General features: G+C 72.9%; 19 protein-coding genes. 2 read left to right on the forward strand and 17 right to left on the reverse strand.

The features are described from left to right. Positions 1 to 74: 74 nt before the first annotated feature. The 4 genes from der to ACH4E8_RS26445 all read right to left on the reverse strand — a co-directional run bounded on the left by der (position 75) and on the right by ACH4E8_RS26445 (position 4,228). Positions 75 to 1,523, reverse strand: coding sequence for a ribosome biogenesis GTPase Der (gene der / locus ACH4E8_RS26430; protein WP_398452480.1), 1,449 nt, complete (start codon positions 1,521 to 1,523; stop codon positions 75 to 77). A gap of 56 nt (positions 1,524 to 1,579) precedes the next feature. Continuing rightward, the gene (locus ACH4E8_RS26435; protein ID WP_398452579.1) at positions 1,580 to 2,173 is read right to left on the reverse strand and encodes a lysophospholipid acyltransferase family protein; all 594 of its coding nucleotides are present in this window, start codon (positions 2,171 to 2,173) and stop codon (positions 1,580 to 1,582) included. A gap of 92 nt (positions 2,174 to 2,265) precedes the next feature. After that, positions 2,266 to 2,955 (reverse strand): (d)CMP kinase, encoded by a 690-nt coding sequence (gene cmk / locus ACH4E8_RS26440; protein WP_398452482.1) that lies wholly within the window; start codon positions 2,953 to 2,955, stop codon positions 2,266 to 2,268. 187 nt (positions 2,956 to 3,142) lie between these two features. Then, positions 3,143 to 4,228 (reverse strand): prephenate dehydrogenase, encoded by a 1,086-nt coding sequence (locus tag ACH4E8_RS26445; protein WP_398452485.1) that lies wholly within the window; start codon positions 4,226 to 4,228, stop codon positions 3,143 to 3,145. A 219-nt stretch (positions 4,229 to 4,447) separates the two neighbouring features. Between ACH4E8_RS26445 and ACH4E8_RS26450 the strand changes: the two genes are divergently transcribed. Both ACH4E8_RS26450 and ACH4E8_RS26455 read left to right on the forward strand, forming a co-directional pair. Next, positions 4,448 to 4,867, forward strand: coding sequence for a Rieske 2Fe-2S domain-containing protein (locus tag ACH4E8_RS26450; RefSeq protein WP_398452487.1), 420 nt, complete (start codon positions 4,448 to 4,450; stop codon positions 4,865 to 4,867). A 29-nt stretch (positions 4,868 to 4,896) separates the two neighbouring features. Continuing rightward, positions 4,897 to 5,631: a DNA polymerase beta superfamily protein gene (locus ACH4E8_RS26455; RefSeq protein ID WP_398452490.1), complete on the forward strand. Its 735-nt coding sequence runs from the start codon at positions 4,897 to 4,899 to the stop codon at positions 5,629 to 5,631. Here the strand turns inward: ACH4E8_RS26455 and ACH4E8_RS26460 are convergent. From ACH4E8_RS26460 to ACH4E8_RS26520, 13 genes are all read right to left on the reverse strand, one after another. Further along, positions 5,578 to 6,336: a DNA polymerase beta superfamily protein gene (locus ACH4E8_RS26460; protein ID WP_398452492.1), complete on the reverse strand. Its 759-nt coding sequence runs from the start codon at positions 6,334 to 6,336 to the stop codon at positions 5,578 to 5,580. The two genes, ACH4E8_RS26455 and ACH4E8_RS26460, sit on opposite strands and share 54 nt — an antisense overlap. A gap of 23 nt (positions 6,337 to 6,359) precedes the next feature. Next, entirely contained in the window at positions 6,360 to 7,394 is a 1,035-nt protein-coding gene (locus tag ACH4E8_RS26465) for an ADP-ribosylglycohydrolase family protein (RefSeq protein WP_398452494.1), read from the reverse strand. Then, positions 7,391 to 8,182, reverse strand: coding sequence for an NUDIX hydrolase (locus ACH4E8_RS26470; RefSeq protein WP_398452496.1), 792 nt, complete (start codon positions 8,180 to 8,182; stop codon positions 7,391 to 7,393). Before ACH4E8_RS26470 ends, ACH4E8_RS26465 begins: the two co-directional genes overlap by 4 nt. 89 nt (positions 8,183 to 8,271) lie before the next feature. Then, positions 8,272 to 8,922 carry a nicotinamide riboside transporter PnuC gene (gene pnuC / locus ACH4E8_RS26475; protein ID WP_398452498.1) on the reverse strand — a complete coding sequence of 217 codons (651 nt, stop codon included), beginning with the start codon at positions 8,920 to 8,922 and terminating at the stop codon, positions 8,272 to 8,274. Positions 8,923 to 9,076: 154 nt separating this feature from the next. Next, positions 9,077 to 10,210, reverse strand: a complete 1,134-nt coding sequence (locus ACH4E8_RS26480) for a pseudouridine synthase (protein ID WP_398452501.1) — start codon at positions 10,208 to 10,210, stop codon at positions 9,077 to 9,079. Continuing rightward, positions 10,210 to 10,845, reverse strand: coding sequence for an SMC-Scp complex subunit ScpB (gene scpB / locus ACH4E8_RS26485; RefSeq protein WP_398452503.1), 636 nt, complete (start codon positions 10,843 to 10,845; stop codon positions 10,210 to 10,212). Before scpB ends, ACH4E8_RS26480 begins: the two co-directional genes overlap by 1 nt. Next, complete coding sequence (locus ACH4E8_RS26490; RefSeq protein WP_398452506.1) at positions 10,842 to 11,834, reverse strand: segregation and condensation protein A; 993 nt, start codon at positions 11,832 to 11,834, stop codon at positions 10,842 to 10,844. Before ACH4E8_RS26490 ends, scpB begins: the two co-directional genes overlap by 4 nt. 44 nt (positions 11,835 to 11,878) lie before the next feature. Continuing rightward, positions 11,879 to 12,463 carry a hypothetical protein gene (locus ACH4E8_RS26495; protein ID WP_398452508.1) on the reverse strand — a complete coding sequence of 195 codons (585 nt, stop codon included), beginning with the start codon at positions 12,461 to 12,463 and terminating at the stop codon, positions 11,879 to 11,881. Further along, the gene (locus ACH4E8_RS26500) at positions 12,448 to 13,569 is read right to left on the reverse strand and encodes a ParA family protein (RefSeq protein WP_398452510.1); all 1,122 of its coding nucleotides are present in this window, start codon (positions 13,567 to 13,569) and stop codon (positions 12,448 to 12,450) included. The genes ACH4E8_RS26495 and ACH4E8_RS26500 overlap by 16 nt, the downstream gene beginning before the upstream one ends. A gap of 517 nt (positions 13,570 to 14,086) precedes the next feature. Next, a complete protein-coding gene (ald, locus tag ACH4E8_RS26505) occupies positions 14,087 to 15,202 on the reverse strand; it encodes an alanine dehydrogenase (RefSeq protein ID WP_398452581.1) in 1,116 nt (371 codons plus the stop codon). Positions 15,203 to 15,346: 144 nt separating this feature from the next. Beyond that, a complete protein-coding gene (locus ACH4E8_RS26510) occupies positions 15,347 to 17,566 on the reverse strand; it encodes a tetratricopeptide repeat protein (RefSeq protein WP_398452584.1) in 2,220 nt (739 codons plus the stop codon). Between the two features lie 212 nt (positions 17,567 to 17,778). Then, entirely contained in the window at positions 17,779 to 18,438 is a 660-nt protein-coding gene (locus tag ACH4E8_RS26515; RefSeq protein ID WP_398452513.1) for an NUDIX domain-containing protein, read from the reverse strand. A gap of 81 nt (positions 18,439 to 18,519) precedes the next feature. Beyond that, a complete protein-coding gene (locus ACH4E8_RS26520; RefSeq protein ID WP_398452515.1) occupies positions 18,520 to 20,169 on the reverse strand; it encodes a CTP synthase in 1,650 nt (549 codons plus the stop codon). Positions 20,170 to 20,495: the final 326 nt, after the last annotated feature.

Below are 20,495 nucleotides of genomic sequence, written 5' to 3' on the forward strand. Positions count from 1 at the left end.
GGCGCCACAGCACCGAGGGCGCTGCCCGGGAGAAGGTCCCGGGCAGCGCCCTCGTCCACGTTGCCCGCGCGGGGCTACTTCTTGCGGCCGCGCTTCTCCCGCACGCGCACCGAGATGTGCAGCGGGGTGCCCTCGAAGCCGAACTCCTCGCGCAGCCTGCGCTCCACGAAGCGGCGGTAGCCGTGCTCCAGGAAGCCGGAGGCGAAGAGGACGAACCGCGGCGGCTTGGTGCCCGCCTGCGTCCCGAAGAGGATCCTGGGCTGCTTGCCGCCGCGGATCGGGTGCGGGTGGGAGGCCACGATCTCGCCGAGGAAGGCGTTCAGCCGGCCGGTGGGGACGCGGGTCTCCCAGCCGGCGAGCGCGGTCTCGATCGCCGGGACCAGCTTCTCCATGTGCCGGCCGGTGCGGGCCGAGACGTTCACCCGGGGCGCCCAGGCGATCTGCGCGAGCTCCGTCTCGATCTCCCGCTCCAGGTAGTAGCGGCGCTCCTCGTCGAGGGTGTCCCACTTGTTGTACGCGATCACCATCGCGCGGCCCGCCTCGACGGCCATGGTGATGATCCGCTGGTCCTGGACGCTGATGGAGTCGCTGGCGTCGATCAGGACGACCGCGACCTCCGCCTTCTCGACGGCGGCGGCGGTGCGCAGCGAGGCGTAGTAGTCCGCGCCCTCCTGGAGGTGGACCCGGCGGCGGATGCCGGCCGTGTCGATGAACTTCCAGGTCACGCCGCCCAGCTCGATCAGCTCGTCGACCGGGTCGCGGGTGGTGCCGGCGAGTTCGTTGACGACCACGCGCTCTTCGTTGGCGACCTTGTTCAGCAGGGACGACTTGCCGACGTTGGGGCGGCCGATCAGGGCGATGCGGCGGGGCCCGCCGACCGCGCCGCCGAAGGTCTGGGCGGGGGCTTCGGGCAGCGCTTCGAGGACGGCGTCGAGCATGTCGCCGGTGCCGCGGCCGTGCAGCGCGGAGACCGGGTGCGGCTCCCCGAGGCCCAGCGCCCACAGCGCGGTGGCGTCGGACTCGCCGCTGGGGCCGTCGACCTTGTTGGCGCAGAGCACCACCGGCTTGCCGGCCCGGCGCAGCAGCTTGACGACGGCCTCGTCGGTGTCGGTCGCGCCCACGGTGGCGTCCACGACGAAGACGACCGCGTCCGCGGCCTCGATGGCGTACTCGGCCTGGGCGGCCACGGAGGCGTCGATGCCGAGGACGTCCTGCTCCCAGCCGCCGGTGTCGACGACCTTGAAGCGGCGGCCGGCCCATTCGGCCTCGTAGGTGACGCGGTCGCGGGTGACGCCCGGCCGGTCCTCGACGACGGCCTCGCGGCGGCCGATGATGCGGTTCACCAAGGTCGACTTGCCGACGTTGGGCCGGCCGACGACGGCGAGGACGGGCAGCGGGCCGTGACCGGCCTCGTCGATGGCGTCCTCCACCTCCTCGGCGTCGAAGCCCTCCACCGCGGCGAGCTCCATGAACTCCGCGTACTCGGCGTCGCCGAGCGCTCCGTGGTCGTGCTGGTCGTTCATGAAGTCCGTTTCCTCGTGTCTGGCCGGATCACGGTCGCGTGATCCGCTCTCAAGTCTTACCCGGCGCGGCCGGTCAGGCGCCTGGCGTTTTCCAGGTGGGCGGTCAGCCGGTCCTGGATGCGTAGGGTCGCCTCGTCCAGCGCCGTGCGCGTACGGCGGCCGGATCCGTCGCCCGCCTCGAACGCCTCGCCGAAGACGACGTCCACCCGGCCGCGCAGCGGGGGCAGTGCCGTGATCAACCGTCCGGGGCGCTCGGTGCTTCCCAGGATCGCCACGGGGACGACGGGGGCGCCGGAGCGGACGGCGAAGTACGCGAGCCCGGCGCGCAGCGCGGAGAAGTCGCCCTCGCCCCGGGTGCCCTCGGGGAAGATGCCGAGGACGCCGCCGCGCTCCAGGACGCCGAGCGCGCCGGTGACGGCGGTGCGGTCGGTGCCGGACCGGTCGACCTCCAGCTGCCCGATGCCGCGCAGGAAGGGGCCGAGGGGGCCGACGAACGCCTCCTTCTTGATCAGGAAGTGCACGGGTCGGGGCGCCGTGCCCATGAGCATGGGGCCGTCGATCGCGTGCGAGTGGTTCACCGCGAGGATCACCGGGCCGGCGGACGGGACGCGCCAGGCGCCCAGCACCCGCGGGCTCCACAGGCCGTTCATCAGGCCGATGCCGATGCCCCGGCCGACCGCCGCGCCGTTGGCGGAGGGCAGGGCGGACGTCTGCGGCGGCTTCGGGGACGCAGCGGGGGCGGTCACCGAAGGGCCGTCCGGCGCTGCTCGACGAGTTCGGTGACCTTGGCCACGACCTGGTCCAGCGTGAGTTCGGTGGTGTCGACCTCGACCGCGTCCTCGGCCTTGGCGAGCGGGGACGTCTTGCGGCTGGAGTCGGCCGTGTCCCGCTTGATCAGGGCCGCTCGGGTGGCCGCCAGGTCGGCGCCGGCCAGCTCGGCGGTGCGGCGGGCCGCCCGGGCCTCCGGGGAGGCGGTCAGGAAGATCTTCAGATGGGCGTCGGGCAGGACGGTGGTGCCGATGTCCCGGCCCTCGACGACGATGCCGGTCCCCGCCTCGGCGGCGATGGAGCGCTGGAGCTCGGTGATCCGGGAGCGCACCTCGGGGACCGCGCTGACCGCGCTGACCTTCGCGGAGACCTCCGGGGTGCGGATGGGCGCGGAGACGTCCTCGCCGTCGACCGCGATCGTCGGGGCGGCCGGGTCGGTGCCGGAGACGATCGCGGGCTTGCCCGCGGCGGTGGCGATGGCTGCGGGGTCGGCGGTGTCCACGCCGGTCGAGATCATCCACCAGGTGATCGCCCGGTACTGCGCACCGGTGTCCAGGTAGCGCAGCCCGAGGGCCGCTGCCACGGCCTTGGACGTGCTCGACTTGCCCGTGCCGGCGGGTCCGTCGATGGCAACGATCACGGCGGATTCCACGGTGTCGAACACCTTTCCTTCAGTGGTGGGAGGCGGGGTGTCCGTCGGTGCGTTCGCGACGGGCCCGCCGATGGGCGCTTCGAAGGCCCCGAACAAGGTTACCGACTGCCGGGAGCTGCGCGGGACCCGGTGAGCGGGGCCGGCGGATGCAGGCCCCGCTCACCGGGCCCGTGCGTCGGTACGGGGCGGGGCCGGGGTCCTACTGCCGGATCGACCAGCCCCGGTCTCGGAGCGCTTCGATGAGCACCGGCACCGCGGACGGCTCCACCATGAGCTGGACGAGGCCCGCCTGCTGCCCGGTGGCGTGCTCGATGCGCACGTCCTCCACGTTCACGCCCGCCCGCTCGGCGTCCGCGAAGATCCGCGCCAGCTCGCCGGGGCGGTCGCCGATGAGCACCGCGACGACCTCGTACGCCGTCGGTCCCGCGCCGTGCTTGCCGGGCACCCGGGCGCGGCCCGCGTTGCCGCGCCGCAGCACGTCCTCGATGCCCACGACGCCGTCCCGGCGCTCGTCCGCGTCGGCGGACTGGAGCGCCCGCAGCGCCCGTACGGTCTCGTCGAGGTCGGCCGCGAGCCCGGCGAGGACGTCGGCGACCGGCCCGGGGTTGGCGGAGAGGATGTCCACCCACATCCGGGGGTCGGACGCGGCGATCCGCGTCACGTCGCGGATGCCCTGCCCGCACAGGCGCACGGCGGTCTCGTCCGCCTCCTGAAGCCGGGCCGCGACCATCGAGGAGACCAGTTGGGGGGTGTGGGAGACGAGCGCGACGGCCCGGTCGTGGGAGTCCGCGTCCATGACGACGGGGACGGCCCGGCAGAGCGCGACCAACTCCAGCGCGAGGTTCAGCACCTCGGTGTCGGTGTCCCGGGTGGGGGTGAGCACCCAGGGCCGTCCCTCGAAGAGGTCGGCGGTGGCGGCGAGCGGCCCGGAGCGCTCCTTGCCGGACATCGGGTGCGTGCCGATGTAGGCGGACAGGTCGACGGACGCCGCCTCCAGCTCGCGCCGGGGCACGCCCTTGACGCTGGCGACGTCGAGGTAGCCGCGGGCGAGCCCGGCCCGCATGGCGTCGATCAGCGCGGACGCCACGTGCGCGGGCGGCACGGCGACGATCGCGAGGTCCACCGGCCCCTCGGGCGGCTCCTCGGTGCCGGCGCCGAGCGCGGCGGCGGTGCGGGCCCGCTCGGGGTCGTGGTCGACCAGGTGGACGGTGATGCCGCGGCCGGCGAGCGCGAGCGCGGCGGAGGTCCCGATCAGGCCGGTTCCGATGACGAGGGCGGTTCTCACTGGGCGATGTCCTTGCGCGGGGCGACGGCTCGCGGGGCTGCGGCGCCGGGGAGGTGATCAGGGTCAGGGTATGCGCTGGGCGGGCGGTGCGGCGGGCCGTCGCTGGCCCGTCGGAGGGGGCGCGGCTGACCGCGCGTGTTCCTGCGGGCGGCGGGCGCGCGGCCGGTGGGAAGATGCGCGCCCCGCAGGTGGGCACGGAGCGAGTGAGGGAGTACGGCCATGGACGCGCGACGACGGACGGTCCTTGCGGTGGGGGTCACCGGGGCGGCGGGGTTGGCCGCCGGGTGCGACGGGGGCGGCGGCTCCGCGGAGCAGACCGGCGCTCCTTCGCCCGCCGCCAGCGGATCCGCCGGCAAGCAGTTGACGATGAAGGCGGACGTCCCGGTCGGCGGCGGCAAGGTCTTCCAGGCCGAGAAGGTCGTGGTGGTGCAGCCGGCGGCCGGCGAGTTCAAGGCGTACTCCGCCGTCTGCACCCATGAGGGGTGCCTGGTCAACAAGGTGGCGAACGGCACGATCGACTGCCCCTGCCACGGCAGCGAGTTCCACGTCGGGGACGGCTCGGTGGCCCACGGCCCGGCCGCCCGTCCGCTGCCGCCGCAGCAGATCACCGTCACCGCCGACGCGATCCTGCTGCACTGACGCGGCGCCGGGGCACGTAGCGTGTGGCCATGCGCTCCGGCCCCGGACCCGAAGACCTCGTACGCGACCACACGGTGTACTCCTGCGTCATGGGCTCGCGCGCCTTCGGGCTGGCGACCGAGGACAGCGACACGGACCGGCGCGGGGTCTTCCTCGCGCCCGCCCCGCTCTTCTGGCGCTTCGAGAAGCCGCCGACGCATGTGGACGGCCCGCTGCCCGAGCAGTTCTCCTGGGAGCTGGAACGGTTCTGCGAGCTGGCGCTGCGCGCCAATCCGACCGTCCTGGAGTGTCTGCACTCCCCGCTCGTCGAACGGGTCGACGCCACCGGCCGCGAACTGCTCTCGCTGCGCGACGCGTTCCTGTCCCGGGAGGTCCTGCGGACCTTCGTGCGGTACGCCGAGGGCCAGGCCAAGAAGCACGCCGCGGACCTCCGGGCGGAGCGCCCGCCGCGCGGGAAGCAGGTGATGCACCTGCTGCGCCTGCTGCTGAGCTGCCGTGACCTGCTGCGCACGGGAGAGCTCGTCCTCGACGTCGGCGACGCGCGGGAGCGCCTGCTCGCGGTCCGCCGCGGCGAAGTTCCCTGGGAGCACTGCGAGACCTGGATGACCCGGCTCGCCGACGAGGCCACCGCCGCGGCCGCCCGCAGCCCCCTCCCACCGGCCCCGGACCGCGCCCGCGTCGAGGACTTCCTCATCCGGACGCGGCGCGCCTCAGCGCGCCAGCCTGATCCGTACGACGAAGTCCCCCAGGGCCTCGCGCACTGACGGCGCGGCGGGCAGCGCACTGTCGGAGCGGGCCTGCTCCAGCACCGCGTGCAACGTCTCGACCTGGGCGGCCACCGCCGCCCGGTCGACGCCCGCCGCCGCTGCCGGGCCGTGCTCGGCGGCCTCCTTCGCGGCGATCAGCTCCCGCAGGCGGCCGGGGGCCTCGCCCACCTCGTCCAACAGCACCGGCAGGGACGCCTGCACCTCACCGCTGCGCATCAGGTGAATGCCGGTGAGCAGGGTGCGGAAGGTGTACAGCAGCGGCTTCAGCTCCCCCGACTTCTCGAACAGCCGCCACTGGGTGGTGGCGAAGCCCCGGTAGTGGTGGGCGTGGTTGCTGGTGACGACGCCGGGCGCGAGGGCGACCAACTCGGCGTGCGCCTCGCCGGTGTGCACCACGAGCGGGGACAGCAACTGCTCCAGCACGTAGCCGTTGGGGCGCAGCAGCAGCGTCACGAACTTCCGCAGGTCGTGGGTGACCAGGTCCAGCTCGACGCCGTCGCGGTCCCAGGTGCGCGAACGGGTCTCCTCGGGCGCACCGAGCCCGACGAACTGCGCCACCGGCAGCAGGTGCACACCGCGCAGGTCCACGTCCGAGTCGCGGGACGGGAAGCCGTACAGGTGCGCACCGGAGACGGTGGCGAAGAGCAGGGGGTCGGGCTGTTCGGCGACGACGGCGCCGAGATCCAGGTGCAGCGGGTTCACCGCACCAGGATCTCAAGGCCCGGTCAGGAGTCCCAGAGCGCCCCCAGGGACACCAGGTCGCTGCCGTACTCGATGGTGTCCGCCCAGTGGCGCGGCCAGGCGGAGGCGCCGAGGTGGGCGCCGGCGAAGGCGCCGGCGAGCGCGGCGATGGAGTCCGAGTCGCCGCGGGTGCAGGCGGCGCGGCGCAGGGCGGTCAGCGGGTCGGTGGGGAAGAGCAGGAAGCACTGGAGCGCGGTGGCCAGCGCCTCCTCGGCGATCCAGCCGTCCCCGGTGGTCAGGCAGGGGTCGTGCTCCGGGTTCGCGGTGGGCAGGGCGGTCGCGAGGCGGTCCAGCACGGCCAGGCACTCGTCCCAGCCGCGGGCGATGAAGTCCTGGGGCGAGGCGTCGTGGGAGCGGGTCCACAGGTCGCCGAGCCAGCGCTCCAGGTAGCGGTGGCGGTTCTCGTACGCGTACGAGCGCAGCACGCCGACCAGGCCGAGGGGTTCGGCACCGCGGGCGAGCAGGTGGACGGCGCGGGCGGTCAGGTCGGCGGCGGCCAGCGCGGTGGGATGGCCGTGGGTGAGCGCGGCCTGGAGCTGTGCCGCGCCGGCGCGCTGTTCGTCGCTGAGGCCCGGGACGAGGCCGACGGGGGCGACGCGCATGTTCGCCCCGCAGCCCTTGGAGCCGATGATGCTGGCCCGCTGCCAGGGCAGCCGCTCGTCTTCGAGGGCCTCGCAGGCGTCCAGGCAGGTACGGCCGGGGGCGCGGTTGTTCTGCGGGTCGCGGTACCAGGCGGTGAACTCGGCCCGCAGCGGGCCGACGAGCCGGTCGGGCGAGAGCGGCCCGCGGTCCATGGCGGTGCGCACGGCGCGGCCGACGGCCAGCGTCATCTGGGTGTCGTCGGTGACGAACGCCGGCTTGGGCAGCGCCATGTCCCGCCAGGGGCCGCACTTGGCGAGGATCTGCGGGACGTCGTTGAACTCGGTCGGGAAGCCCAGGGCGTCGCCGAGGGCGAGGCCGATCAGCGCCCCGGTGGCGGCCTGTCGGGTGGTGGTGCGGGTGGTGTTCAGGGTGCTCATGTCTGCCGTCCTTCCGGGCGCAGAAGCGGTGGGTGCAGGGCGGACGCGGTGCCCGCCCGGTACAGCGCGGCCGGTTTGCCCCGGCCTCCGGTGCGTCGTGGCGGCCCGTCTACCGGCTCGACGAACCCGGGGGTGGCGAGGACCTTCCGTCTGAAGTTGGGCCGGTCGAGGGCGACGCCCCAGACGGTCTCGTAGATCTGTTGCAGCTCGCCGAGGGTGAACTCCGGGGGGCAGAAGCTGGTGGCCAGGCAGGTGTACTCGAACTTGGCGCAGATGCGGTCGCGGGCGTCGGCGAGGATGCGGTCGTGGTCGAAGGCGAGCGCGGAGACGTCCGCGATGGCCGTCCAGCGGGCCTCTGCGGCGTCGCCGCCGCCGCGCGGCTCGGGCAGGTCGGGCAGGAGCGCCGCGTACGCGACGGAGACGACGCGCATCCTCGGGTCGCGGTCCGGGTCGCTGTAGGTCCGCAACTGTTCGAGGTGGAGGTCGCGGACGGTGTGCGGGGACAGCCCCGTCTCCTCGGCCAGCTCCCGGCGCGCCGCCGCGCCCGCGGACTCGTCGGGGCGGATGAACCCGCCCGGCAGGGCCCAGTCGCCCCGGTACGGCGCTTCGCCGCGCTCGACGAGCAGCACGTTCAGCCGGGCCGAGCGGACGGTGAAGACGGCGAGGTCGACGGTGACCGCGAAGGGCGGGAAGGCCCGCGGGTCGTAGTCCGGGACGTCATGCACGTCGTGCAGGTCGTCAGGGGCCGGGCCCGACTGCGCGGCGGACGGGGAGGCGCGGCGGTGCATGCGTGCTGCTCCTGGAGTCGAACGGGGGCGGGAGGACGGGAGGGGCCGGGTGGGCGGGTCCGGGTGGCACGAGCGGCTCGGGTGCGGTGTCACGGGCTCGCCGCCGCGGGGCGGGAGGCCGCGGTGAGGTCTCGCGACCAGTTCCGCAGCCCGATCGCGCAGAGCGTCAGGAACCCGACGTACAGCAGCGAGGTCAGATACAGGTCCTTGTGCACGTACAGCGGTATGTAGATGAGGTCGGCGGCTATCCACAGCCACCACGCCTCCAGCCGCTTGCGGCTCTGCCCGAAGGTCGCCAGCAGGGACAGCACGGCGGTGACCGCGTCCCAGAAGGGGACGGTGGAGTCGGTGGCGTGGTCCAGGAGCAGGGTGAGCCCCGTGGTGCCGAGCACGATCGCGGCCAGCCACCCGATCCACTCGGTGCGACCGGTGCGCCGCACCGGGAGCTTGTCGGTGCCGGGGCCGCCCCCGCGCAGCCAGGTCCACCAGCCGAAGCAGGCCAGGGAGATGCCGACGACCTGGATGCCGGCGTCCGCGTACAGCCCGGCCTGGCCGAACAGCACGATGAAGAAGAGGCCGTTCGCGATGCTGACGGGCCAGTTGGCGATGTGTTGACGAGTCGTGAGCCAGACGGTCAGGGCGCCGCTGCCGAATCCCAGCACCTCGGTCCAACTGACCGGGGTGTCAAGGAGCGTGAACAACGGCCGCTGTAAGAAGTCCAGGACTTCCGTGAAACTCAAACCCAGCCCCCCTTTATAGTCATCATGACTATAAAGAATGGCGGTGTGCGGCACAAGGCGAAAAGAAGACCCGCGGCGCCGTGCGCCGCGGGTCTCGGGTGTTCTGGGGTGCCCCCTGGTGCGCCGGGGGCACCGGGGGACGTTCGACTTCCGCCTAGAGGCCGACCTCGCCCATCAACATGCCGACCTCGGTGTTCGTCAGCCGGCGCAGCCAGCCGGACTTCTGGTCGCCGAGGGCGATGGGGCCGAAGGCCGTGCGGACCAGCTTGTCCACCGGGAAGCCCGCCTCGGCGAGCATTCGGCGCACGATGTGCTTGCGCCCCTCGTGCAGGGTGACCTCGACGAGGTAGTTCTTCCCGGTGTTCTCCACGACCCGGAAGTGGTCGGCGCGGGCGTAGCCGTCCTCCAGCGGGATGCCGTCCTTCAGCCGCTTGCCCAGCTCGCGCGGGAGCGGGCCCTGGATCGCGGCGAGGTAGGTCTTCTTCACCCCGTAACGGGGGTGGGTGAGGCGGTGGGCGAGCTCGCCGTGGTTGGTGAGCAGGATGATGCCCTCGGTCTCGGTGTCCAGCCGACCGACGTGGAACAGCCGCGTCTCGCGGTTGGTGACGTAGTCCCCCAGGCACTGGCGGCCGTCCGGGTCCTCCATGGTGGAGACGACGCCGGCCGGCTTGTTCAGGGCGAAGAAGAGGAACGACTGGGTGGCGACGGTCAGCCCGTCGACCTTGATCTCGTCCTTCTCCGGGTCGACGCGCAGGCCCTGCTCGGTGACGATCTCGCCGTTGACCTCCACCCGCGCCTGGTCGATCAGCTCCTCGCAGGCGCGCCGGGAGCCCATGCCGGCCCTGGCCAGCACCTTCTGCAGGCGCTCGCCCTCCTGCTCCGCGCCGGGGAACGTCTTGGCCGTCTTGACCTGCGGCTTGTTCGCGTACCGCTCGCGGTTGCGCTCCTCGACGCGGGCGTCGTACTCGCGCGAGCGCGCGGGGGCCGAACGTCCGCCGCGGCCCGCCGTCGACCTCCCGGCGCCGCCGGCCTTCGGCGACTGCTTCGGCCCGCCCTTGGCGCCGCCGCGGGCCGCGGAGCCGCGGCCCTTCTTCGGACCGCCGCCGCCCGAGCCGGCCCCGCCGCCGGAAGCAGGGCCGGAACCGGAACCGCCGACGTCGTAGCGGCGCTCTTCGGGACGGGGCTTGCCCGCGCGCTTCTGCCTGTCGTCGCGGTTGTTGCCCGCGCCGCGGTAGTTCCCGCGCCCGTCGCTCTTACCGCCGCTGCTGTTCCTGCCGCTGCTTCGCATCAAGTTTCCGTCGTCTTGTCATCTGCGTCTGGGTCCGGAGCGTCCGGATCGAACGACGGGACGCCTTCCTGCGTCTCGGCCTCGATCGCCTCGGCCTCGGGGAGGAAGGGCGCCAGCTCCGGCAGCTCGTCCAGGCCCCGCAGGCCCATCCGCTCCAGGAAGTAGTTCGTCGTCCTGTACAGGATCGCACCTGTTTCGGGTTCCGCGCCCGCCTCCTCGACCAGACCCCGCTGGAGCAGGGTCCGCATCACGCCGTCGCAGTTCACCCCGCGCACGGCGGAGACCCGGGAACGGCTGACGGGCTGGCGGTACGCGACCACCGCCAGGGTCTCCAGCGCGGCCTGGGTGAGCCGGGCCTGCTGACCGTCGAGGACGAAGCGCTCCACCGCCGCGGAGTGCTCGGGGCGGGTGTAGTAGCGCCAGCCGCCGGCGACCAGGCGCAGCTCGAAGCCGCGGCCCTGGACCGCGTACTCGTCGGCGAGCTCCCGCAGGGCGTCGGAGACGGCGCGCCGGGGCCGCTGGAGCACCTTCGCCAGGTGCTCCTCGGTGGCCGGCTCGTCGACGACCATCAGGACGGCCTCCAGGGCGGGCTTCAGCTCGCCCACGGACTGTGCTGCCGGCTGGGGGGTGCTCACGCCGTGACCTCCGTCGTCGTCTCTCGCTCGGCGCGCGCCCCCGGCTTCGGGGACACGGCATCGGGGGGCCGGTCGAACTCGTCGGTGACGCCCGCCGCCCCGTCCCCGCCGGTCCACCGCACCAGCAGCTCACCGAGCGCCGTCCCCTGCTCCAGCGCCACGGCCTTGTCCCGGTACAGCTCCAGCAGCGCCAGGAAGCGGGCCACGACGGTCAGGGTGTCCGGGGCGTCGCGGGTGAGTTCGCCGAAGGTCGCCCGGCCACGCTCGCGCAGCAGCGCCACCACGACCTGGGCCTGCTCCCGCACGCTGACCAGCGGCGCGTGGATGTGGTCCACGTACACCTGCGGCTTCGCCTTCGGCTGCATGGCCTTCACCGCGAGCTTCGCGAAGCCTTCGGCGCCGATGCTGATGACCACCTCGGGCAGCAGCTCGGCGTGGTGGTCCTCCAGGCCGACGGTGCGCGGGAAGCGGCGGCCCTCGGCGTCCAGCCGCGCTTCGAAGACGTCCGCGATCTGCTTGTACGCGCGGTACTGGAGCAGCCGGGCGAAGAGCAGGTCCCGGGCCTCCAGCAGCGCCAGGTCCGCTTCGTCCTCGACCTCGGCCGTGGGCAGCAGCCGGGCGGCCTTGAGGTCCAGCAGGGTCGCCGCGACCACCAGGAACTCGGTGGTCTGGTCGAGGTCCCAGTCGTCGCCCATGGCCCTGATGTGGGCCATGAACTCGTCCGTCACCTTGGAGAGCGCGACCTCGGTCACGTCGAGCTTGTGCTTGGAGATCAGCTGGAGCAGCAGGTCGAAGGGGCCTTCGAAGTTCACCAGCCGTACCGTGAACCTGCCGTCCGGGGCGCCCGCGGCGGCCGTCCCACCGCTCGGCTCGGGCTGCTCCGGATCCGACCGCTCCGGCGGTTCGGGCCGTTCCGGCTCCGGAGGCGTGCCCGGCCCCCGCCCCAGCGGACGGCGGGACGGACGGTGCGACGGGTCGGGCGGGGGCATGGGCGGTCCAGGGGGAGCACGGCGGGGCAGCGCGCAGGCTACCCTCAGCGGCCCCGCAGTCGGCGGACGAGGATGCTCGCGTCGCCGCGTTGTTCGAGGTCGGCCAGGACGACGGCGACGGCCTCCCGGACGATGCGCCCGCGGTCCACGGCGAGCCCGTGCTCACCGCGGAGCACCAGGCGGGCGTGCTCCAGGTCCATCAGTTCCTCGGCGGACACGTAGACCGTGATCTTCTCGTCGTGGCGCTCGCGGCCGCTGGGCCGGCGGTTCGTACGCCCCCGGGCGCGCCGCCCGCCGGCGCCCGCGCCCGCAGGAGGCTCCTGGGCGCCCTGGGAGCGGCGGGCATTGGCCGACGCTCCCGGCACCGGCGTCGCGGGCTCCTCGCCCCTGCTACGGCCCTCCGTGGCGCCCTCCGCCTCCGCCGCGGCGTGCTCCTGCGACGGAGCGGGCGCGGAACGCGGCGCGGGCTCCCCGTCGGCGCCGCGTTCGGTGGGGTCGCTCTCCCCCGCCGGCGCCGGCACCCGCGGCTCGCCGTTCGCCCCGCGCCGCGGCGAGGACGGCTGGAGCGCCATCCCCCCGGTCGTACGGAACAGTTCGTCGGCTCCGGGCAGACTCACTCGGCGTGACACCGGGCGAGCACCTCCCTGGCGAGCTGGCGGTACGCGGCGGCGCCGACCGAGTTGGAGGCGTAGGTGGTGATCGGCTCGCCGGCGACCGTGGTCTCCGGGAAGCGGACCGTCCGCCCGATGACCGTGTGGTACACGTGGTCGTCGAACGCCTCGACCACCCGCGCCAGCACCTCGCGGCTGTGCACGGTGCGCGAGTCGTACATCGTGGCGAGGATGCCGTCGAGCTCCAGCTCGGGGTTGAGCCGCTCCTGGACCTTCTCGATCGTCTCGGTGAGCAGCGCCACGCCGCGCAGCGCGAAGAACTCGCACTCCAGCGGGACGATCACCTTGTGCGCGGCGGTCAGCGCGTTGACCGTGAGCAGGCCGAGCGAGGGCTGGCAGTCGATGACGATGTAGTCGTAGTCGGACATCAGCGGCTTCAACGCCCGCTGGAGCGTGGACTCGCGGGCGACCTCGCTCACCAACTGCACTTCGGCGGCCGAGAGGTCGATGTTGCTCGGCAGCAGGTCCATGTTGGGGACGGCGGTCTTCAGCAGCACCTCGTCCGCCGACATGCCCCGCTCCATGAGCAGGTTGTAGACGGTGAGGTCCAGCTCCATCGGGTTCACGCCGAGACCGACGGACAGGGCGCCCTGCGGGTCGAAGTCGACGAGCAGGACGCGCCGTCCGTACTCGGCGAGCGCGGCGCCCAGGTTGATGGTCGACGTCGTCTTGCCGACGCCGCCCTTCTGGTTGCACATCGCGATGATCTTCGCGGGGCCGTGGTCGGTCAGCGGGCCCGGGATCGGGAAGTACGGCAGGGGTCGTCCTGTGGGGCCGATGCGCTCGCGGCGCTGGCGCGCCGCGTCGGGCGCGAGGGTGGCCGCGTACTCGGGGTCGGGCTCGTATTCGGCGTCGGGGTCGTAGAAGTGCCCCTCGGGGAGGTCCTCGTAGGCGGCGAAGTGGGTGGACTCTCGGCCACTCTCGTTGCCGGCCGTGGCGTTCACGTGTAGGCCGTCCATCATCTTCATCGTGTGGGCTGTCGTCATGTGCTTGGTGGGCACGGCGTCCTGGCGCGTGGTGACGGTCCGCACGGCGACGGCACCGACGGCTCCGGCGAATCCCATGGACCCCCTGGAGCCGACAGAGTCGACAGTCGCACGTCCGGACGCGGGGCCCGGACCCACCGCGGGCATCCCCGCGTGACCACCCCCGGAAGTAAATGTCGACTCATTCACAAGTCGTCTTACCCCCTTGGACATGACCAGGACTTTATCGATAGGTCAGCGTGGCACCATGCCGACGGTTGGCGACTCTATGGCGTGTCACCGCTCCGCAGCAACACAATCCACCGGACCCGACCTGATGTGTCGGCAACGGAACACCCTTCTGTCAAGGGCGCACGACCGTCTCGGTGTGACTCGGCCCACGGATCCAAGGTGTGCACATCGGCGCAAAGCCGGTGTTCGCGGCGAGTTGCACGATCCGGCGCGAGCGCATGCGCCCGTACACACGTCCGGCCGGACCTTGCAGGGGCAAGATCCGGCCAGAGGTGGGGTGTTGACGGCACCCGTTGACCGTCCGCGGCGGACCGACCGCACCGGTCGGACCGGTTGAACCGGCCGGTCCGGTCTATCTGTCGACTCAGCCGATGAGCGAGGACAGTTCGACGTGCGGGAGACCGTGCGCCTCGGCGACCGGGCCGTACACGACCTGGCCGTCATGGGTGTTGAGGCCGAGAGCGAGAGCCGCGTCACGGCGCAGCGCCTCGACCCAGCCGCGGTTGGCCAGCTCGACGATGTACGGCAGCGTCGCGTTGGTCAGCGCGTACGTGGAGGTGTTCGGCACCGCGCCGGGCATGTTGGCGACGCAGTAGAAGACCGACTCGTGGACCGTGAAGGTCGGGTCGGCGTGGGTGGTCGGGTGGGAGTCCTCGAAGCAGCCGCCCTGATCGATCGCGATGTCGACAAGGACACTTCCGGGCTTCATCTTGGCGACCAGCTCGTTGCTGACCAGCTTCGGCGCCTTGGCACCCGGGATGAGGACGGCGCCGATGACGAGGTCGGCCTCGACGACGGCCTTCTCCAGCTCGTAGGCGTTGGAGACGATCGTCTGCACCTTGGTGCCGAAGACCTTGTCGGCCTCCCGCAGCTTGTTGATGTCCTTGTCCAGCAGGGTGACGTGGAAGCCCATGCCGACGGCGATCTGCGTGGCGTTCCAGCCGGAGACGCCGCCGCCGATGACGACCGCCTTGCCGGCGGCGGTGCCCGGGACGCCGCCCGGGAGCACGCCGCGGCCGCCGGCCGAGCGCATCAGGTGGTACGCGCCGACCTGGGGCGCCAGCCGGCCCGCGACCTCGGACATCGGAGCGAGCAGCGGGAGCTGGCGGTTCGCCGTCTCCACGGTCTCGTAGGCGATCGCGGTGGTGCCGGACTCCAGCAGGGCGTCCGTGCACTCGCGCGAGGCGGCCAGGTGCAGGTAGGTGAAGAGGATCTGGTCCTTGCGCAGCCGGTGGTACTCCTCGGCGACCGGCTCCTTGACCTTCAGCAGCAGGTCCGCGGCGGCCCAGACCTCGTCGGCGGTGGGGAGGATGCGGGCGCCGGCGGCGGTGAACTCCTCGTCCGTGATCGAGGAGCCCACGCCGGCGTTCTGCTCTATGACCACCTCGTGGCCCTGGCGCACCAGCTCGTGCACGCCGGCGGGGGTGATGGCCACCCGGAACTCGTTGTTCTTGACCTCGCGGGGGATGCCGACCTTCACGTCGATCACGGTCCTTGGCTCAGGGGATGGGGCAATTCCATATAACCCGTACACACACGGCACACGGGTACACACCGCGAGATAACGCGATGGAGCCAGTTTAATGAAGGACTTCCCGCTGTCTAGCCTTGCAAACCAATATTTCTATCGAGCACCACTGCGGATTTCGTAGGCAGAGCCCTCGACTGCCCTTGTAGTCCCGGCGTCGGACCCCGTCGGGGCGGCCCCCTCGGCCTCTGCGGTGCCCGGGGCGGACGCCGTGCTTCCTGTGCTTCCTGCGCCTCCTGCGACGTCGGCGTCCGAAGCGGCGCCGGTGGCCTGCGCTCCCCCGCGCCCCTCCGCGCCTTCCGCTCCCGCGGCCTCCTCCGCCGCCAGCAGTCGCTCGGCCCCGGACCGGTGCAGCCGGGCCGCCGCGGGGTCACCGAGCCGGTCCAGGGTGTCGGCCAGCCGGAGCAGCAGCGCCGCCTGGAGACGCACGTCACCGGCCTGCCGCGCCCACTCCACCGCCTCCCGGCAGGTGTGCAGCGACTCCTCGGGCCGCCCCGCGTACTCCTGCACCCGGGCCGCCTCGCTGAGCGCCCGCGCCTGGGACGGGACGTCGCCCACCTTGCGGTAGCCGGCGACCGCCGCCCGCCAGCAGCGCAGGGCCTCGCCGTAGCGCCCGGCGTAGGTGTGGACCGTGCCCAGCCGCCCGTAGAGCCGGGCCTCGTCGGCGCGCTCCTGTCGCGTCTGGCGCTGGGCGAGCGCCCGGCCGTACCAGTCCGCGGCCCGCTGCCAGTCCCCGAGCTCCTGATGGGCGCCGCCTACGGATTCCATCGCGCGGCAGGTGGCGTACGGGTCCCGGGCGGCCCGGCCGGCGTCCAGCGCCGCCCGGTAGCGGGCCAGGGCGTCTTCCGTACGACCGGTCTGCGCGTCCAGGTCGCCGAGGTTCAGCAGGGCCGCGGCGATCTCCCGGTGCAGACCGCGGCGCTCCGCGACCCCGAGGACGAGTTGGTGCAGCCCGTACAGCTCGGGGGCCGCGGCCTCGGTGCCCCGGTGCGCCGCCAGCGCCCGCACCAGCGCGGCCACCAGTCGGCGCGCCAGGGTGTCCAGCTCGCCGTCCTCGACCGCGACCCGGGCGGCGGCCAGCAGCGCGGGCTGCCGCGCCCGCAGCCAGTCGGCGGCGTTCGCCGCGTCCGGGAAGCGCAGGCTGCTCGGCAGCGCGCCAACGGCCTCGCGGGCGGGCGAGCCCTCCGGTTCGGTGACCGCCCGGCAGGACTGGAGCCGGCGCACCGCGCGCTCCAGCATCCGGGCCCGGGCGAGCTGTACTTCCGACGGCTTGTCGTGCGCGTCGACCAGGGACTTCATCAACGGCACCAAGACGCCGGGCACCCGGTACGACTCCCCGGCCGCGGCATCGGCAGCATCGACGGCGTCCCGGTGCAGCACCCCGAGGGCGACGAAGTTCCCGAGGGCGGTGCGGGCGTCGTCGATCGAGCAGCCGCCGAGCGCGGACGCGGTGTGCGCGTCGACGAGCCCGGCCGGGGCGAGCGAGAGCAGCCGCAGCGTGCGCGCGGCAGGCTGCGGCAGCGATTCGTACACCAGCCGGAAGGCGCGGGCGACCGGCCGCAGCGCCTTCGGCGCGTCCTCGTCGTCGGGCAGCGCCCGCAGCCGCTTCGTCGCGTCCGCGACCGACGCCTTGGGTCGGGCGGCGAGCCAGCCGCCGATCATGACCAGGGCGGCGGGCTGCCCCGCGCACTCCTCCGCGACGGATTCCGCGGCCTGCGGGTCGACCGTGATGCGGACCGACCCGGTGAAAGTGGCCAGCAGCTCGATCGCCGCCTTGGGGTCCATGCCGCCGAGCGTGCAGGGCCGTACGTCGGGGATGCCGGTGAGCGGTCCGCCGGAGACCGCGACCAGCAGGCAGTCGGGGTCCTCCGGCAGCAGCTCGTCGACCTGCTCCGCGTCGGCGGCGTCGTCGAGCAGCAGCAGGACCTCCCGGCCCGCCAGCGCCTCGCGCACCGACTGCGACAGCTCGTCCGCGTCCGCACCCGGCGGGGCGGCCACCCCGAGGGCGTCGAGCAGCGCGCGGGCGGTCTCCTCGGTGGGGACGCGCCGGCCGTCCGGCTCGGTCAGCCGGGCGCGCAGCACGCCGCCGCGGTAGCGGTCGGCGAGCTCGCGGACGAGCCGCTCGGCGAGCGCGCTGCGGCCGGAGCCACCGCGTCCGGCGATCAGCAGGACGCGGGCCCGGGGCGCCTTGCGGCCCGCGATGGTGTCCAGCCCGGCCCGTTCCACGTCGGCCAGCAGGGAACCCAACTGCCTTTGCCGGCCGAAGAACTGACTCCGTGCCACACCGGGCGCGGCAGTCCGGCCGCTCCGGTTCACCGCCTGATCCGTCGCCTGATCCGTCACGGGCCACGCTCCCGTCCAGTCCGTGCACGAGCCGAGCCCGTCGGGAATCCGCACGGGCGTTCCGAGCGTAGTTCACTCTCTGCAACGGAACGTGCGGAGCAGGCCCGATGGATCATCCGATCGGATCAATAACATCTACAGATCATCGGACTGATGGGGGCCGAACGGGGCGTGGTGGCGTCGGGTCAGACGGTGAAGGGGCGGGCCGGCCAGGGCGCCTCGGCCGGGCGCAGCGCGTCGAACCCCTCGCCGGCGCGTGCGGCGGCCGCCGCGAGGGCGCCCACCACCAGGCAGTTGTTGTGCAGCTCCCCCGCGAGCACCCCGCGCACCAGGTCCTGGAGCGGCACCCGGGCCAACTCCATGTCGGCCTCCTCCTCCGACACGGCGTACCGCTCCCCCTCGGCGACCGACAGATCGCGGGCGAGGAAGATCCGCACGGCTTCGTCGCAGCCGCCGGGCGTGGTGTAGACGTCCACCAGGACCCGCCAGTCCTCGGCCTTGACGTGCGCCTCCTCGTACAACTCGCGCTGCGCCGCGTGCAGGGGGTTCTCCCCGGGCACGTCGAGCAGTCCGGCGGGGATCTCCCACAGCCGCTGCCGTACGGGGTGGCGGTACTGGCGCAGGACGACGACCCGGTCGCGGTCGTCGAGGGCGAGGACGGCGACCGACCCGGGGTGGACCTGGTAGTCCCGCCGGACGACCGTGCCGTCGGGCATGACCACGTCGTCGGTGCGGACGCTGGTCTTGTTGCCCTGGAAGGGGGTCACGCTCGCCGTGACGCGCCACTCCTCCGGCACGTCCACGATGGCCCCGGCCTCGGGCCCCGCCCCGGTCGTCTCGTTCATGAGTCGGTCCTCCCACATGCTCGATCGGGGTACGCGTCCCTTGAGTGACGCGTACCCCGATCAACCGTATCGCCTTGATCGTCAGGCGCCGGCCTGCCGCTGGACGGCCGCCTTCACCAGCCCGGCGAAGAGCGGGTGCGGACGGGTCGGCCGGGAGCGCAGCTCCGGGTGCGCCTGGGTGGCGACCAGGTAGGGGTGCACCTCGCGGGGGTACTCGACGTACTCGACCAGCTTGTTGTCCGGGCTGGTGCCCGAGAAGACGATGCCCGCCTTCTTCTCCAGCTCGGCGCGGTACGCGTTGTTCACCTCGTAGCGGTGGCGGTGGCGCTCCTCCACGTACGGCTGGTCGTCGTACACCTCGCGGACGATCGAGCCCTCGGCGAGCTTCGCCGGGTACAGCCCGAGGCGCATGGTGCCGCCGAGGTCGCCCGCGCCCTCCACGTACGCGAGCTGCTCCTCCATGGTGGAGATGACCGGGTGGGAGGTGGCGGGGTCGAACTCGGTGGAGTTCGCGTCCGGGATCGCGGCGAGGTTGCGCGCCGCCTCGATCACGATGCACTGGAGGCCCAGGCAGAGCCCGAGCAGCGGGATCTTGTTCTCCCGGGCGTACTGGATCGCGCCGACCTTGCCGCTCACCCCGCGGTCGCCGAAACCGCCGGGGATGCAGATCGCGTCCACGTCGCCGAGCTGCTTGGCGGCGCCGGCCGGGGTCTTGCACTCGTCGGAGGTGACCCACTTGACCTTGACGCGCGCCCGGTTGGCGAAGCCGCCGGCGCGCAGCGCCTCGGTCACCGACAGATAGGCGTCGGGCAGGTCGATGTACTTGCCCACCAGCGCGACGGTGACCTCGTGCGCGGGGTTGTGGACCCGGTCGAGCAGGTCCTCCCAGGTCGTCCAGTCCACGTCCCGGAAGGGCAGGTCGAGCTTGCGCACCACGTAGGCGTCGAGGCCCTCGGTGTGCAGCACCTTGGGGATGTCGTAGATCGACTTGGCGTCGATGGCGGCGACCACGGCGGCCTCGTCGACGTCGCACATCAGCGAGATCTTGCGCTTGATGGCGGTCGGCACCTCGCGGTCGGCGCGCAGCACGATCGCGTCGGGCTGGATGCCGATGTTGCGCAGCGCGGCCACCGAGTGCTGGGTGGGCTTGGTCTTCAGCTCGCCGGACGGGCCGATGTACGGCAGCAGCGAGATGTGCACGACGAAGACGTTGTCCCGGCCGACCTCGTGGCGGACCTGGCGCACGGTCTCCAGGAACGGCAGCGACTCGATGTCGCCGACCGTGCCGCCGACCTCGGTGATGACGACGTCGACGTCGTCGGTCGCCATCCGCCGGATGCGGCTCTTGATCTCGTTGGTGATGTGCGGGATGACCTGCACCGTGTCGCCCAGGTACTCGCCGCGCCGCTCCTTGGCGATCACCTGCGAGTACACCTGGCCGGTGGTGACGTTCGCCGAGCCGTCGAGGTCGACGTCGAGGAAGCGCTCGTAGTGGCCGATGTCCAGGTCGGTCTCGGCGCCGTCGTTGGTGACGAACACCTCGCCGTGCTGGAACGGGTTCATCGTGCCGGGGTCGACGTTCAGGTACGGGTCCAGCTTCTGCATCGTCACCCGCAGGCCCCGGGCCTTGAGCAGCGCACCCAGGCTGGAGGCCGTGAGGCCCTTGCCGAGGGAGGAGGCGACACCCCCGGTGACGAAGATGTGCTTGGTCGTCATGGATTTGGGCGGCATCGCCAAGAGGGGGCTCCCGTGGTCGCGAGGTGAGGTGCGTACCGGCGGCCCGCACCGAAACCCGCTCGGGGTCGGGGGGTGCCGTCGCTGCGGTTTCGGGGCTGAGTCTCCCGAGGGTTCTTCCTCGGGCAGGCCACCGGTCCACGGGGTACCAGGGTATCAGCGCCACGAGGAGGCCGCTTCCGGCCACGCGCCCGGGCACCCCCCGCCACGGTCCGCGCACGCACCGCTGTCGCCGACCGCGGGACACCCCCGGGAAGGCCGTACGACGGCTGCACGAGGGCCCCGCACCGGGCTCCGCCACCCGACGTGCATCACGTGTTCAC

Source organism: Streptomyces sp. NPDC017979, from assembly GCF_044328175.1.
Lineage (GTDB): Bacteria > Actinomycetota > Actinomycetes > Streptomycetales > Streptomycetaceae > Streptomyces.